The organism is Pandoraea sp. NE5, from assembly GCF_024363545.1.
Taxonomy (GTDB): domain Bacteria; phylum Pseudomonadota; class Gammaproteobacteria; order Burkholderiales; family Burkholderiaceae; genus Pandoraea; species Pandoraea cepalis.
Genome location: NZ_AP025517.1, coordinates 1,464,346 through 1,479,565 on the forward strand (window position 1 = coordinate 1,464,346; position 15,220 = coordinate 1,479,565).

The 15,220-nt window shown below is 60.6% G+C and carries 15 protein-coding genes and 1 pseudogene; 9 read left to right on the plus strand and 7 right to left on the minus strand.

What is annotated here, in order from left to right; all coding sequences use genetic code 11:
• Nucleotides 1-15: 15 nt before the first annotated feature.
• A complete protein-coding gene (locus PanNE5_RS06750) occupies nt 16-1,008 on the minus strand; it encodes a PhnD/SsuA/transferrin family substrate-binding protein (protein ID WP_261939470.1) in 993 nt (330 codons plus the stop codon).
• A 53-nt stretch (nt 1,009-1,061) separates the two neighbouring features.
• Nucleotides 1,062-2,396, minus strand: a complete 1,335-nt coding sequence (locus PanNE5_RS06755; protein WP_017231440.1) for an MFS transporter — start codon at nt 2,394-2,396, stop codon at nt 1,062-1,064.
• Between the two features lie 238 nt (nt 2,397-2,634).
• Between PanNE5_RS06755 and PanNE5_RS06760 the strand changes: the two genes are divergently transcribed.
• Nucleotides 2,635-3,600 (plus strand): PDR/VanB family oxidoreductase, encoded by a 966-nt coding sequence (locus PanNE5_RS06760; RefSeq protein ID WP_017231439.1) that lies wholly within the window; start codon nt 2,635-2,637, stop codon nt 3,598-3,600.
• A 134-nt stretch (nt 3,601-3,734) separates the two neighbouring features.
• Here PanNE5_RS06760 and PanNE5_RS06765 read toward each other — a convergent pair whose 3' ends face one another.
• Nucleotides 3,735-4,652 (minus strand): LysR family transcriptional regulator, encoded by a 918-nt coding sequence (locus PanNE5_RS06765; protein ID WP_261939471.1) that lies wholly within the window; start codon nt 4,650-4,652, stop codon nt 3,735-3,737.
• Nucleotides 4,653-4,811: 159 nt separating this feature from the next.
• Between PanNE5_RS06765 and PanNE5_RS06770 the strand changes: the two genes are divergently transcribed.
• On the plus strand, nt 4,812-5,576 hold the full coding sequence (locus PanNE5_RS06770; protein WP_261939472.1) for an SDR family NAD(P)-dependent oxidoreductase: 765 nt from the start codon (nt 4,812-4,814) through the stop codon (nt 5,574-5,576).
• Nucleotides 5,577-5,644: 68 nt separating this feature from the next.
• Nucleotides 5,645-6,352: a pirin family protein gene (locus tag PanNE5_RS06775; protein WP_261939473.1), complete on the plus strand. Its 708-nt coding sequence runs from the start codon at nt 5,645-5,647 to the stop codon at nt 6,350-6,352.
• A gap of 103 nt (nt 6,353-6,455) precedes the next feature.
• Here the strand turns inward: PanNE5_RS06775 and PanNE5_RS06780 are convergent, their stop codons facing one another.
• Complete coding sequence (locus PanNE5_RS06780; protein WP_261939474.1) at nt 6,456-6,899, minus strand: winged helix-turn-helix transcriptional regulator; 444 nt, start codon at nt 6,897-6,899, stop codon at nt 6,456-6,458.
• A gap of 104 nt (nt 6,900-7,003) precedes the next feature.
• Between PanNE5_RS06780 and PanNE5_RS06785 the strand changes: the two genes are divergently transcribed.
• The 6 genes and pseudogenes from PanNE5_RS06785 to PanNE5_RS06810 all read left to right on the plus strand — a co-directional run.
• The gene (locus tag PanNE5_RS06785) at nt 7,004-7,921 is read left to right on the plus strand and encodes an alpha/beta fold hydrolase (RefSeq protein WP_315973468.1); all 918 of its coding nucleotides are present in this window, start codon (nt 7,004-7,006) and stop codon (nt 7,919-7,921) included.
• Between the two features lie 44 nt (nt 7,922-7,965).
• A complete protein-coding gene (locus PanNE5_RS06790) occupies nt 7,966-8,964 on the plus strand; it encodes an NADP-dependent oxidoreductase (RefSeq protein WP_261939475.1) in 999 nt (332 codons plus the stop codon).
• A 56-nt stretch (nt 8,965-9,020) separates the two neighbouring features.
• Complete coding sequence (locus PanNE5_RS06795; RefSeq protein ID WP_017231432.1) at nt 9,021-9,809, plus strand: SDR family NAD(P)-dependent oxidoreductase; 789 nt, start codon at nt 9,021-9,023, stop codon at nt 9,807-9,809.
• 59 nt (nt 9,810-9,868) lie between these two features.
• Nucleotides 9,869-10,927: an alkene reductase gene (locus PanNE5_RS06800; RefSeq protein ID WP_198288630.1), complete on the plus strand. Its 1,059-nt coding sequence runs from the start codon at nt 9,869-9,871 to the stop codon at nt 10,925-10,927.
• An 824-nt stretch (nt 10,928-11,751) separates the two neighbouring features.
• Entirely contained in the window at nt 11,752-12,087 is a 336-nt protein-coding gene (locus tag PanNE5_RS06805; protein WP_261939476.1) for a hypothetical protein, read from the plus strand.
• An 82-nt stretch (nt 12,088-12,169) separates the two neighbouring features.
• Nucleotides 12,170-12,451: pseudogene (locus PanNE5_RS06810) on the plus strand (transposase); the annotation flags it as partial.
• A gap of 232 nt (nt 12,452-12,683) precedes the next feature.
• On the opposite strand, the gene PanNE5_RS06815 reads toward PanNE5_RS06810, so the two are convergent.
• The 3 genes from PanNE5_RS06815 to istA form a co-directional block, all read right to left on the minus strand.
• Nucleotides 12,684-13,304, minus strand: coding sequence for an IS110 family transposase (locus tag PanNE5_RS06815; RefSeq protein ID WP_261939477.1), 621 nt, complete (start codon nt 13,302-13,304; stop codon nt 12,684-12,686).
• 105 nt (nt 13,305-13,409) lie between these two features.
• Nucleotides 13,410-14,195 (minus strand): IS21-like element helper ATPase IstB, encoded by a 786-nt coding sequence (gene istB / locus PanNE5_RS06820; protein WP_261939478.1) that lies wholly within the window; start codon nt 14,193-14,195, stop codon nt 13,410-13,412.
• Nucleotides 14,192-15,208 (minus strand): IS21 family transposase, encoded by a 1,017-nt coding sequence (gene istA / locus PanNE5_RS06825; RefSeq protein ID WP_261939479.1) that lies wholly within the window; start codon nt 15,206-15,208, stop codon nt 14,192-14,194. The genes istB and istA overlap by 4 nt, the downstream gene beginning before the upstream one ends.
• Nucleotides 15,209-15,220: the final 12 nt, after the last annotated feature.

The following is a 15,220-nucleotide window of genomic DNA, read 5'->3' on the forward strand; positions in this document are numbered from 1 at the left end:
CCGCGAGGCGGGACCTCAGATCTTGAAGCTCTCCAGACTTGCCGGGTGAAACAGTTCAGCGGGCTGCACACGGCGGCTCGACAACCCTTCCGCATGGTGCTGGGCAAGGAAGCGGTCGATCACTTTCTCGTTCTCCGCGAAGCCGTACGACCAGAAATCGTGGCCCATCAGTCGTCGCGCGTTGCGCAACTGGTCCTCGATGAATGGCAGCGTCACCTTAGTCGCCGAGGTATCGCTCAGGCGTGCGAGCGCGACCTCCTTCGACTTCTCAAATGCCTTGACGATGGCGCCTGGCAGCCACGGATGCTGCTCCGTGAGCGACTTGCGAATGCCGAGCGTGTGCATGATCGGGAACAGCTTGCGCCGCTCATACCATTCCGCGGCGGCCTGCTGCGGATCTTCGAACAGGTATTTCACCTGCGGATGTCCGCGGTCGAAGCACGACGGTGCGCGCGGTCCGATCACGCCGTCGATTTCTCCCTCGGCCAGCAAGTTCGAAATCGTCCGGCCCTCTGGTGCGTTTTCCAGCACCACGCCCTCGGGAAGCTTGAGTGCGATTTTCTCCACGCGCGTGGGATCTTCGTAGCCGCCGCGCACCCAACGGATGTCCGAGGCTTTCACGCCGTACTCTTCCTCCAGGAACATTCGGACCCACACGTTGGCCGTGAGTTGATACTCCGGCACACCAATGCGCTTGCCCTTGAGATCCTCAGGCCGGTTGATGCCGCGATCGGCGCGCACGTAGATCGAGCTGTGTCGGAACGCGCGCGACGGGAAGACCGGCACGGCGATGTACGGCGACGTGCCTGCCGCCGTCTTCACCGAGTAGCTGCTGAGCGATAGCTCGCAAATGTCATAGTCGGCATGGCGGAACGCACGAAAGAAAATCTCCTCCGGATCCTGCAACATAAACACCGGGTCCACGCCGTCGATCTGGACGTCGCCGTCGATCAGCGGACGCATCCGGTCGTAGTTGCCCACGGCGATGGAAAGTTGAAGCTTGCTCATTCCTATTCCCTTCTCACAATGAAAATTCCTGGTGTCGCACCCTGCGTCGGGCGTTACGGTGCTCGCCGCTCGCGCGGAACCCCCAGAAGCACGGCGATGCCGCCTACAAACGTAAACAATGCGACCAGCAGGATGCCCGCTGAAAAGCTGCCGCTCACGCTCTTCACCCAGCCGAGCACGATAGGCGCGAAGAAGGCGCCGACTTGCCCGAGGCTGCTGATCACACCAATACCGCCGGCGGCGGCCGTGCCTTTGAGGTACGTCGGCGGGATAGTCCAAATAATCGCTGCGGCTGCGAAATAACTGATCGAGACGAGACTCAGGCATCCGATCGCAGCGAGCCAGTTATGCGTGACCAGGGTGAGGAGCACAGCGCCTGCCGCGCCTGCTGTCGTCACACTGACGAAGTGCCAGCGGCGCTCGAGGCGCAGGTCCGAGCTGCGCGCGATGAACAACATGGCAACGGCGCCGACGATGTAAGGCAGGGCCGACATGAAGCCGATCTGCAACAGGTTGGAGACGCCTGCCTGTTTGATGATCGTCGGCGTCCAGTAGTTAAGGATGGTCCCGCAAATGGGCACCGTGGCCCAGCCTGCAGCAATCACGTACACGCGCGGGTCGCGCAGTGCGGCGAGCAGATTGCTCGGCGCGTCGTGCGGCTTGCTGCGGCTTTCTTCCTCCAGTGCGCCAATGACGAGACGCTTTTGCTCATCGGTCAGCCACGCGGCCTCCTGCGGCCTGTCGATCAGATAGAAATACGCAACGACGCCTGCAATCACAGCCGGCAATCCTTCGAGAAAGAACAGCCACTGCCAGTTGCGAAAACCCCAGACGTCCATGAAGTTTTGCAGGATGTAGCCGGAAAGCGGTCCGCCGACGATCCCCGCAACCGCAATCGCCAGCAAGAATCGCGACGTGATGCGAGCACGGCGTTTGGCCGGATACCAGTACGAGAGATAGAGGATGATCCCGGGCCAGAAGCCCGCCTCCGCCGCGCCGAGGAGTGTTCGGGCGAGGTAGAACTGCCAGGGAGCGGTCATGAACGCCATCGCAGTGGAGATGCCCCCCCACAACAGCATGATTCGCGTGACGGTCTTGCGGGCGCCGATGCGACGGAGCAAGAGCGTGCTCGGCACTTCTAGCAGGATGTAGCCAATGAAGAACAGACTCACCCCAAGGCCGTAAGCGGCGTCGCTCATACCGAGATCGTGCTTCAGCTGCAATTGCGCGAAGCTGACGTTGACGCGGTCGAGATAGTTAAGGACCCAACAAAAGAAAAGGAAGGTCATCAACCTCAGCGTGATCTTGCGGTAAGTCGCCTCCTCGGCCGCCGAGTCGGCTACGGCAGGCAGGGGTACGTCCCCAGAGTGCAACGTTGAATGTGCCATGTCTCAATGTCTCCGAATTTCATTTGTGATGCCGGCTGGAACAGGCGTTCCCCCATCACATAATTAGATTTCTAATCTTAAGGTTACGGCGGCTTTTTGTCGCTGGCAAGCACGGGTTTATACCGAGAGTAAGGTCGCAAAGCGTCGCGCGTCTTGACTTGATAAATTAGAGATCTAGTAATAATATACGATTCATGTTGAGGCAACGCAGCGCCGGATCGGCCAGAAGGAGACAGATATGACGACACCCCAGGAAGACGGCTTTCTTCGTCTGAAGATTGCGGGCAAGGAGAAGATCGCCCGTGACATCTGGCGCTTTGATCTGACCGACCCGCAGGGCGCGCCGTTGCCGCCGTTCGAGGCGGGCGCGAACTTGACCGTTGTGGCCCCCAACGGTTTGCGACGCAGCTATTCGCTGTGCAACGACTCGCAGGAGCGCAATCGTTACGTCATCGCGGTGAAGCGTGACAGCAACGGACGCGGCGGCTCGATGAGCTTCGTCGACGACACGGCAGAGGGCGACGACGTGGATGTATCTCTGCCCCGCAATGAATTTCCGCTCGACGAACGGGCAAAGTCGTTCATTCTCGTCGCAGGCGGCATCGGGATCACGCCGATGCTGTCGATGGCGCGACAGTTGCGAGCGGAGGGCCTGCGCTCGTTCAAGCTGTACTACCTCGCCCGCGATCAAGAAGGCACGGCGTTCGTCGATGAACTCAGCAGCGACGAGTGGCGCTCGGACGTGACGATTCACCACGATCACGGCGATCCGTCGAAAGCGTTCGACTTCTGGCCTGTGTTCGAGCGGCCAAAGTCAGCGCATGTGTACTGCTGCGGCCCGCAGGCGCTGATGGACACCGTGCGGGACATGACGGGTCACTGGCCGTCGGGCACCGTTCACTTCGAGAGCTTCGGTGCGAGCAACGCGAATACGCGCGAGAACACGCCGTTCACCGTGCGGCTTGCCCGCACCGGTACGTCGTTCGACATTCCCGCCAACCGCTCGATCCTCGACGTGTTACGCGACGCAAACGTTCGCGTGCCGAGTTCGTGCGAAAGCGGCACCTGTGGTTCATGCAGAACTGGGCTGTGCTCAGGCGAGGCGGATCATCGGGATCTCGTGTTGCGCGACGACGAAGAGGAGACGCAGATCATGGTCTGTGTATCGCGCGCGAAATCAGCGGAGTTGGTGCTTGATCTCTGAGCCGCAAGCGAAACCCGTCTCTTGCGCCTCATCGGGGCCGAGGTGATCTGCTCGGCTGAATCCAGACCAGAATGGAAGTGTTTGAGACTTCTCGTTGCTCTGTTGCAATGACGTGACTGGCTGATGCACAGTGATTACTTCGGCCATCGCCAGGTCGGTTCGCTCAGGTGCTCGGCAAAGTAGTCTGACAACGCGCTCACCTTCGCCGGCCGCGCCCTCGCCGACGGCGTGACGAAGTACAGGCCGCCCTTCGTCAGCGACCAGTCGGTGAGGATCGCCTCGAGCCGCCCGTCGCTCAGATATTCGCCCGCGATGAATTCCGGCAGCTCTGCGATGGCGAGCCCTTCCAGCAGCATCGGCAGGAGCGCATCGGAATTGGTCACCCGCAGCGGGCCGGTCGGCATCACCGGTTCCTCGTCGCCAGCGTCGTTGGTGAAGCGCCAGACATCGCTGCGCGCGCGATACGCATAGGACATGCAGGGCCGGCCCACAAGCTCACGCGGATGCACCGGCCGTCCCTCGCGCGCCAGATAGGCGGGCGACGCGACGACATACTGCGTGACCGCACACAGACGCCGCGCGACCAGCGCCGAATCGGGCAGCGCGGCGATTCGCAGTGCGGCATCGAACCCTTCGGCGACCAGATCGACCGTCGAATCGGCCAGATGCAAATCGACTTGCACGTCTGGATAGCGGCGGAAGAATTCCGGCATCAGCGGCGCAACCCGCCTCAGCCCGAACGACATGGGCACCGCCAGTCGCACGAGCCCGCGAGGCTGCACCGACAACTCTCGGGCGGCGCCTTCTGCAGCCTCGGCCTGCCGATAGATCTCGCCAGCCTTCTCGCACAGCGTCCTGCCGAACTCGGTCAGCGCGAGCTGGCGCGACGTGCGATTGAGCAGCCGTGCGCCCAGGCGGTCCTCCAGACGTGCGACGCCGCGCGAAACGGTGGCGACCGACACCCCCATTTCGCGCGCTGCGGCCGCGAACGAGCCTTCCTCGGCCACCTTGGCAAACATCGCGAGTCCCTCGAAATCAGGCAGCTTCGACATGATTCCCCATCATTTCAAATTTGCAACGTTGGTTTGCAATGCATTCTATTTCGAAAAGGTCGAGCCATCGATATTCTCCTTACATCGCAGCAAACAATCCGCCGCGAACGCCGCATACCGGCGCCACCGATCGACCCAACACACCGAAGGAGCAACACCATGGCACGCAAGCTCGACCACAAGATCGCCCTCGTCACCGGCGCCACCAGCGGCATCGGTCTGGCCACCGCGCAACGCTTTGCCGCCGAAGGCGCGCACGTCTATCTGACCGGTCGCCGTCAGGCCGAACTCGATGCGGCCGTCGCATCGATCCGTGACGCCGGCGGCGCGGCCACCGGCCTGCGCGTCGACTCGACGAAGCTGGACGAGCTGGATTCGCTTTACGCGCAGATCAGCGAGGCGCACGGCCGTCTCGATGTGCTGTTCGCGAACGCTGGCGGCGGCTCGATGCTCCCGCTCGGCGAGATTACCGAGGCGCACTTTGACGAAACATTCGATCGCAACGTGAAGGCCGTGTTGTTCACGGTGCAGAAGGCGCTGCCGCTGCTGGCCGACGGTGCGTCGGTGATCCTGACCGGCTCGACGGCTGGCAGCTCGGGTACCGCGGCGTTCAGCGTGTACTCGGCCTCGAAAGCGGCGGTGCGCGCGTTTGCCCGCAGCTGGATTCTTGACCTGAAGCCGCGCCGGATCCGCGTGAATACGATCAGCCCGGGTGCGACCCGCACGCCCGGTCTTCTCGATCTGGCTGGCGACGACGCCGCGCAACGCCAAGGTCTGGCCGATTACCTTGCCGCGCAGATCCCGCTGGCACGCCTCGGCGAGCCGGAGGAAATCGCAAGCGCTGCACTGTTTCTTGCCTCCGACGATGCAAGCTTCGTAAATGGGGCCGAGCTGTTCGTCGATGGCGGTCAACAGCAGATCTGAACGAAACAGGCGTCGAGGCCGACGGCCCACATCGCGTGGCGCAGTCGGCCTCCTTGGGAGGCTGTATCGTGACTGAACATCGGCCCTTTACTTCATTGGGCACACTCTCGCGCGAGTGGCTGAGCGCTCGGTTGCATTTTCGCATCGGCAATCTTGGACAACTCGCGCATCGACCGCTGGGGCCATTGGTCGTCTGGAACGACGACGAAGTCGCGCCGCACTCTGGCTTCGGGCTTCATCCTCATCGCGATATTGAAATTGTCACGTGGGTACGTTCGGGCGCGATCACGCACGAGGACGATGCGGGCAATCGCGCCCGTCTCGTGGTGGACAGCGTGCAAGCCATGCATGCCGGTACGGGCATTCATCACGCCGAGCGCAACGACGAAGATGCACCGGCGCGGATGTTTCAAATCTGGCTGCAGCCGCGTGCGCGAGGCGGGACGCCGCACTGGGCGATGGGGAGTTGTTCGAAGGCGCAACGCGACGGGCGGTTCGTGACCCTCGCGAGCGGTGATCCGGCCGACGTGCGAGCAGGTGCATTGCCGATCGATACCGATGCGCGCGTAAGGATCGCGACGCTGCGCGAAGGGCTATCGATGCGCGTTGCATTGGATTCACCGCAGGCGGCTTATTTCGTAACCGACCACGGTCGGATCGACATTGCGGGGGCACGGCTTGAACCGCGCGATGGCGCTCTTGTGACGGGCGAGTCCGAGGTTTTGATTAACGCGATCAGCGACGCTGACGTCGTGATGGTCGAGCTGCTGGGCTGAGGTGAGTGATCTGGGTTCGCTCGAGCGATTGAATGCTTTCTCGCGTCGGAATCGCAATTGAGCTGCGAACCCGCGAATGGGCAGGTCACGGTCGGATCACCTCTCAGCTTTCGTCCGGCGTGTCCATGCGCATGGGACGAGTGCCGATCTTCGCCCCGGTGACCTCATCCACGGCGACGGCTCTAATTTCGGTGCCCGTTTCCTTGTCGAAGAAACGGATTAGCTTGCCGCCACCCCGGTGTTGGCGCCCCCACTCACCAATCATGAACAGCACCGGCAGAAAGTCGCGACCGGCAGCGGTCAACAAATACTCCTCGCGTGGCGGGTGCTCCGAGTAGCGCCGCTTCTCCAGCAGCCCCTCCTCCGTCAGTGCCGCCAGCCGGCGGGTCAGCATCGTCGGCGCAATGCCCAGACTTTTCCGGAACTGGTCGAAGCGGGTAAGGCCGGCATGGGCGTCCCGCAGGATCAATATGCTCCACGCGTCTCCCGCGACGGCTAGGCTGCGCGCAATCGGGCAGGGGTTATTGCAACAATTTTGCTTGTCCATACTATTTTGATAGTGACTTAGTCTCAAATTGGTAGTATTGTTACTATCAGTTCGATACTAACACTTTAGGGACTAGCAATCCACCCGGCACGGAGATTTCATTGATGAGCAGGAACAATTCAGGCGCCGCTCCGGTAGCCGGAGCATCTTTTCGCATCGGCGCCACCGTGACGGCGCGGCCGATGGGCAACGTGAAATGGAAAGATGTCCCGACCCGCGCGATTGACGTTGGCGGGGTGGCTTTCGCCTATCGGGAACTCGGCCCCGAATCCGGCGTGCCGATGATCCTCCTGCACCACCTGATGGCCGTACTCGACGACTGGGACCCACGTGTTATCGACGGCATCGCCGCTCAGCGTCGGGTGATCGCCTTCGACAATCGCGGGGTCGGCGCCTCGGGAGGATCGGTGCCACACACCATCGACGAAATGGGCCGCGATGCCATCGCGTTCATCCGTGCCCTGGGACTCGGCAAAGTCGATCTGCTCGGGTTCTCGATGGGTGGTGGCGTGGCGCAGACCGTGGCGCTGCAAGCACCCGATCTCGTTCGACGGGTGGTTCTCGCGGGCACAGGCCCACGGGGCGGCGGTGGCATCGACGAGGTCACCAAAGTCGCTGTGCTTGCTTACATCAAGGCGGCGTTGACATGGAGCGATGCGAGGAACTTCCTGTTTTTCCCCCGCACCCCAGCGGGAAAGCGCGCCGCGAGAGACTACGTCACCGGACTGAAGGCGCGGACCAAGGACCGCGATAAGGCGATCTCGCTTCAGGCTCGTCTTGCTCAACTCAAGGCAATTCGTCACTGGGGCTTGAGCACGCCCGACGATCTATCGGCCATCAAACAGCCTGTGTTCGTGGCAAACGGCGACAACGACCTGATGGTCGGCAGCAGCCTGTCGGCCGACTTGGCCCGGCGGCTGCCGAATGCCCGGCTCACGATTTACCCGGATTCCGGGCACGGAGGCGTTTTCCAGCATCACCTGGCCTTTGTGCCCGCGGTGCTGGACTTCCTCGCCGACTGAACCGAACAGATAAGAACGAAACGCCAAGGATGAAAAATCAAACCATGAAAGCACTCACCTTCAAGCGCTATGGCAAATCGCCCGAGATCGGGCTCGCCGAGGTACCCCGGCCCACGCTAAAGAGCGATGAACTGCTGGTACAGGTTCGCGCCGCCGGTCTGAACCCGATTGACAACATGATTCCGACAGGGACGTTCAAACCGGTTCTGCATTTTCAGTTTCCGGCCACACTGGGTAGCGACTTGGCTGGCGTGGTGACTGAAGTTGGCAGCAATGTGACCCGCTTCAAGCCAGGCGACGCCGTCTTCGCCAGCATCTTCGACATTGGTACAGGGTCGATTGCCGAATTCGCCGTCGTGCCGGAGAGCGCTGCCGCGCCGAAGCCGACCAATCTGGACTTCGTGCAAGCCGCGTCGATCCCGATGGTCGGCCTCACTTCGTGGCAAGCGTTGAAGGAACGCGCCAATCTTCAGACCGGCCAGAAGGTGTTCATTCCTGCGGGATCCGGCGGGATTGGCACATTTGCGATCCAGTTGGCGAAGCACCTTGGCGCCAAGGTGGGCACCACCGTCAGCACGGGCAACGTCGAACTGGTGCGTAGCCTCGGTGCAGACGAGGTGGTCGACTACAAGAAGCAGGAATTCGAGAACGTGCTGCGCGGCTATGACGCGGTGCTTGGCACCGTCAGAGGTGACGCGATTGAAAAATCCATCTCCATCCTCAAACCGGGAAGCAGGATCGTCTCGCTCATCGGCCCGCTGGACGCTGCATTCGCTCGTGCCAAGCGCTTGAACTTCGTTCTACGGTTCGTATTCGGAATGATGAGCCGCAAAATCATGCGTCTCACGAAAAGGCGGGACGTCACCTACTCATTTCTCTTCGTGCACCCCGACGGCGCCCAACTCACAGAAATCGGCAAACTTCTCGAAGCTCAGCGCATCAAGCCGGTGATCGATAAGGTGTTTCCATTCGAGCAGGCCAAGCAGGCGCTTGAGTACCTCGCCCGAGGACGATCCAAGGGCAAGGTCGTGGTCAAGATGTGACGGGCGCTGTGTTTCCCTCCCCCACCACCAGCACAATTAATGCAAAGGAAAAATCCGTGACTACACGTCCGACCGTCCTCATCACCGGCGCCTCCAGCGGCATCGGCGCCACCTACGCCGAGCGCTTCGCCCGCCGTGGCCACGACCTCGTCCTTGTTGCGCGCGACAAGTCGCGCCTGGAAAAGCTGGCAATACGCTTGCATGAGGAAAGCAATGTGGCCGTCGAAGTGCTGCAAGCCGACCTTACAAGCCGCGCGGACTTGTCTGTGCTTGAAACTCGGCTGCGGAATGACGCGCGTATCGGCGTCTTGATCAACAACGCGGGCATGGCTCAATCGGGGGGCTTCCTGGAGCAATCCGCTGAGGCCATCGAACACCAGATCACGCTCAACACTACCGCTTTGACGCGGCTCGCTGCTGCGATCGCACCGCGCCTCGCGCAGTCCGGTACTGGTTCAATCGTCAACATTGGCTCCGTGGTTGGTTTCGCGCCCGAGTTCGGCATGTCAATCTACGGAGCGACCAAAGCCTTCGTTCTATTTTTGTCACAGGGTCTGCACCTGGAGCTGTCCCCGAAGGGCGTTTACGTGCAAGCGGTCCTGCCGGCATCGACGCGCACCGAGATTTGGGAGCGTGCCGGCATTGATGTCAACACCCTCCCCGAGGTGATGGAAGTCGGCGAACTGGTCGATGCTGCACTGGTCGGTTTCGACCGTCGCGAGTTGGTCACGATACCTCCGCTTCATGTCGCCGAGCGCTGGGATGCGCTGGATGGTGCGCGTCAAGGGCTGGTGTCGGATATTCGACAGGCCCATGCGGCTGAACGATATCAGCCACAAGCCTGAGCGCCTCATCCAGATAGACTGAACGTGAACCCCACGCCAAGGAAATTTCAATGAACAACATGTTATTCACGCCTACCCAGCTCGGCAGCCTGCCACTGAAGAACCGAATCGTCATGGCGCCGCTGACGCGCAGCCGGGCAATCGGCAACCTGCCCAATGAACTGATGGCGGAGTACTACCGCCTCCGAGCGGATGCCGGACTGATCATTACCGAAGGCACCTCGCCATCGCCCAACGGTCTGGGTTACCCACGCATCCCCGGACTGTTCAACGAAGCGCAGGTACAGGGCTGGCGACCGGTGACTGATGGCGTCCACCAAGCCGGCGGCAGGATTTTTGTTCAATTGATGCACACCGGGCGTGTCAGCCACCCCGCGAACATGCCGGCCGGCGCCGGCGTTTTGGCTCCGTCGCCAATCGCCGTTCCCGGCGAGATGTGGACCGACACCGACGGAATGCAGCCGCATCCCGTACCCCGCGAAATGAGCGAAGCGGATATTGCACAAAGCATCGCCGAATATGCGTCGTCGGCCAAACTGGCCATACAGGCAGGCTTCGATGGCGTCGAGCTGCATGCAGCCAACGGCTACCTGATTGACCAATTCCTCAATACGGCGTCCAATCAGCGCCACGACCGCTGGGGTGGTTCGGTGGAGAACCGCATCCGCTTCGCGGTCGAAGTCGCCAAGGCGACCGTCGCCGCCATTGGTGCAGAGCGCGTTGGCATACGCATCTCGCCGTACGGCGTCTTCAATGCCCAAACGCCGGATGCCGAGATGGATGACGTGTACCTGCGTCTGATCGACGAGTTGAATGCGCTCGGCCTACTCTATATCCACATCGTGGATCACAGCGCCATGGGGGCGCCTGAAGTCAGCCCTGAGTTAAAAGCCAAGCTCCGTGCCGCGTTCAACGGGCAATACATTCTCTCCGGTGGCTACGATGCTGCCCGAGCAGATACGGATCTCGACGCAGAGCGTGGCGATCTGGTGGCTTTTGGTCGCCCGTTTATCTCGAATCCGGATCTGGTAGCCAAGCTGAAGTTGGGGCAGGAATGGGTTGCACCTGATTTCGCTACCTTCTACACACCGGGAGAAAAGGGTTACACCGACTATTGAAAATCCGATTCTGGATAAGTTGACCGCTCTGGCCAACCTGCCCCCCATGGAAAGGGGCAATGACAGACGATTGGGCTGGACGTGACGGCAGGGCGGCTTTGGCACTGGTGGTTCGATCGCCACACGCGAGAACGGCTGGGCGGGCAACCGTCTATGCAACGCACGTGGCACCTTAACGACCGACCGACTCACGCCAGTCGAGGATCCTAGCCATTCCCACGGCAAATGTAGAAAAAGTGTCCAGCTTGCCGCACGTTTCGAACATCACGGCGACAGAAACGAAAAAGGGTTACAGGAAAATCACCTGTAACCCTTTAATTTTATTGATGGAGTGGATGAGAACCAAACTCACTACCTTCGCATTGCGAACGCGGTGGCACCTAGCAGCATCATTTGGCCATGATTCCACTGCGATTCCGGCCCCAAACTTGTTTCCGGAGCAGGCACATCGAGCGGTACCTCCCCTGCCTCGATAGGCCAATTGCAGAAACTCAGTCGCACAGTCGCAAAACTGTGGCGCCAGTCGCACTTACTCTGGCGCCCTACGCTACCGTAGGGTGCCAAAGTATGTGAGACAGAGAATCCCATGAATCAAAAGCTTACATAGGATCGCGTCACACGCGTCATATTTGCGCGACAAAATTGGTGCGACTGACCTACTGACTCGCCAAAGTAGTACTCCTATGTGCCGCATTGACAATGTTTAAGGCATGCTCCACGTGCTTGAACATCAGCACTTAAGCGACCCGATGCGAGGCGGTACCTAAAGATCACAGCACCCCTGCCGATATCAAATACTGAACACCACAACTCGGCTCGAACAAATGAAACGACCAGAACGCTTCCGCAAGCTATGGACCTGGAAATTCGCTGGACTCGCGACTTTTGCGGGACTGCTCATACCGATAGCATCGGCAACCCTAATTCAGAGTACCGCCGCCTCACCTCTTTTGCCCGGTCTTGCAGTGCTAGCCGCTAAAGTTCCGACGGCGCGATTCTGGGACACCATACTTCCCACCAGCGATCTGGGGAATATGCCAATGCGAATGGTGTTGGTCTTCGTTATCGCAACCGCAATGGCTGGGATGCTGACCATTTCACAAAGACACGCACGGATGTTGCAAAAGGAAGATGAGGCGCGCGACCTGCGGGATATCTGAAAGTGCGAGAAGGCGGTTTGTAGTGGTCTAATCTCCCCGGACACCAATTTAGGCGAAAATACTCGCCACGAAGAGGTGTCTGATGAGCAAGCAACGTCGTACGTTTTCCCCTGAGTTCAAGCGCAGTGCTGCGTCTCTGGTCGTCGACCAGAGCTATAGCCACGTCGATGCCAGCCGGTCGGTCGGGGTCGCGGAGTCGGTTCTGCGCCGTTGGGTTCAACAACTGCACCAGGAACGCCGAGGCATCACGCCTCAGGGTCCTGCAATGACGCCAGAGCAGCAGCGGATCCAGGAGCTGGAAGCGCGGGTTGAACGCCTCGAGAGGGAGAAGACCATTTTAAAAAATGTATGGTCTGCCCCGGATTTGCAAGTCGCTGGTTTACTGTTTCGAAAGAACAACGTTTGCGTCAATGTATCCGGCCTGTTCGCGCAGTACGTAACTGCTGGCCATGATGGAATCCGCGCACACCAAACCCAATAAAGCGTCCAGTCATGAAAGACTGTTTTTTTAGCCGGGCTGTTGGCATGCCGGTCAACGGTTCTGTGTCATCAGCTAATCAGGGCTCGCAAAACAGGACGTCAGTACTTCCAAACGCTCAGGCAACTGCTGGGGCTTCTGCGAATGGTCGATATGGCAGTTGGCTGGTCAATACTTTCCAGCATATTCGGACGATCTTATTGGCCAGCGCAATGAGTGCGACGTGGGGATGACTGCGTTGCTCGATTTCCCGGAGCCACAGGCCAATTCGGGATTGATCGCGCTTCATGTGGATCATCAGCGCACGTGCGCCCTGGATGACCATCATCCGCAAATAGGCGTTTCCGCGCTTGCTGATACCACCCAGGTTTGATTTTCCTCCGGTCGAATGCTGCTTGGGCACAAGCCCCAACCAGGCCGACATATCACGAGCACGTTTAAACGCGGTGGCGTTGCCCACAGCGGCGATGAGCGCAGTCGAGACAATGGGGCCGACGCCCGGGACCGTGCTCACATTGCGGCATAGCTCCGACTCGCGGGCGATCTGCGTGATTTCGGCCGAGGCCAGATCTATCTCTTCATCCAGCAATTGCCAACGTTGGCGGAGCCGGGCGAGGAGCTGCCGTAACCGTGGCGACAAGCCGTTCTCTGCATCGATCAACACCGCCGGCATTCGCCGGGCAAACAGCGCACGCCCTACCGGTATTACGATGCCGTGTTCGAGAAGGAGCGCCCTCATCTGGTTGACGACCGCCGTGCGCTCGACAATGTGTCAACGCCGGTTTAAATCTGACCCACCTTCCGGCATAACGCCGAAGTAAATCTGACCCACCCAGGCTCCGTGTCACGCGGCGGCTCTCGCGCTCGCCCGCGTAGTCTGTCCAGCTTTCCGTTTGTCCTTCAGCCGGTAGCTCTCGCCCGCAATCTGCACGATGTGCGCGTGATGGAGCAGCCGGTCGAGCATTGCCGCCGTCAGCGTCTGGTCGTCGGCAAACGCCGTAGCCCACTGCGTAAATGGCAGGTTGCTCGTCAGCACGATGGCGCCACGCTCGTATCGCTTGGCCACCACGTTAAAAAACAGGTTGGCCTCCTCGCGCCCAAATGGCAGGTAGCCGATTTCGTCGATAACCAGCAGCTTCGGGCCGACCACGGCTCGGTTAAAAAACTCTCGCAGCCGGTTCTGCTGCTTGGCCGTCGCCAACTGCATCATCAGGTCGGCGGCGGTCGTGAAGCGCGTCTTGATACCGGCCTGTGTCGCCCGATACGCCAGGGCGCAGGCGATGTGCGTCTTGCCTACGCCGGACGGACCGAGCAGCACCACATTCTCGGCCCGCTCGATAAACGCCAGCCCGGCCAACTCCTGGATTTGGGCTCGCGGAGCGCCACTGGCAAAGCCAAAGTCGTATTGCTCCAGCGTCTTGATGCCCGGTAGCGACGCCATCTTGGTCAGCGTCTGGCGCTTGCGCTCCTCACGGGCATCTCGCTCAGTCAGCAGCAGTTGCTCCAGGAAGTCGGCGTGGCTTGCATCGGCGTTCGCGGCGTTCTGGGCCAGCGCGCCCCAGTCGTTGCTGATACGGTCCAGTTTCAGTTCGTCGCACAGCCCTGCAATGCGTTCATGCTGGAGATTCATGCCGCCACCTCCAGCAAGGCGTCGTAGACCGACAGCGGATGTTGCAGGCTTTCGTTCGGCAGGACTCGTTTGAGCCGCGTCGGCACCGGGGCTTGCGCCGAGGTCGACACCGGCAACGGCAGAAGCGCCGCTTGCTCTATCGGCAGCCGGACCGACGGTTTCTCTTTCGTCGTGGCATGCACTCGCACATTCGCCACCTCGGCCAGCCAGCGGCCGATATGGCCGTTGGCCGCCTCGACATCCAGCTTCAGGCCGGTCTGCTTAAGCGTTGCCGCCAACGGCACCACGAAGCTCTCCTTCAGATATCGGTTGAAGCGCTCAACCTTGCCTTTGGTCTTCGCCCGGTACGGCCTGCATACCTTTGGTGTAAATCCAAACGTTTGGGCCAGCGTCAGCATTTCCCCATTCCAGCGATGGTGGCCATCCCCGTAAGCATCGCGCTCGACGATGACCGACTTGGCGTTGTCGAACAGCACATGCTCAGGCGTGCCGCCGAAATAGATGAAGGCTTCCCGCAAACACTCGCACAGCGTCTTGGCATCCTCGCCGCTCGTGAAGCGCACATACGTCGCCCGGCTGTAGCCAAGCGTAGCAACCAGCGCGAGCAACGGCGACCGCCCGCGCCGAATGGTCGTGAAGTCGGCTTGCATCTGTCGGCCTGGTGCCGTCTCGAAGCGCACGACAGGTTCCGGCTGCGCATTCTTGTATTGTGCGAGGAACACTTTGAGCTGGCTGATGCCGCCGTCGTAGCCTTCATCTCGCAGCTCGCGCAGCAACACCGTCGCTGGAATCCAATGTGGTCGGGCTGCTTCGATTCGCCCGAGCAGGTACGCCTTGAACGGGGCCAGTTTGGTCGGCCGAGGCTCCCGCTCCTTGTACTGGCTCGCCTCTTCGTCGCGTAGATATCGCCGCACCGTGTTCCGCGAGACGCCCATCTGCCTCGCTATCTCCCGCACCGACGCTCCGCGCCTTGCCAATACCTTGATTTCCACTGCTTGCTCCTGAGTCAGCATCGGCGGCAAAAG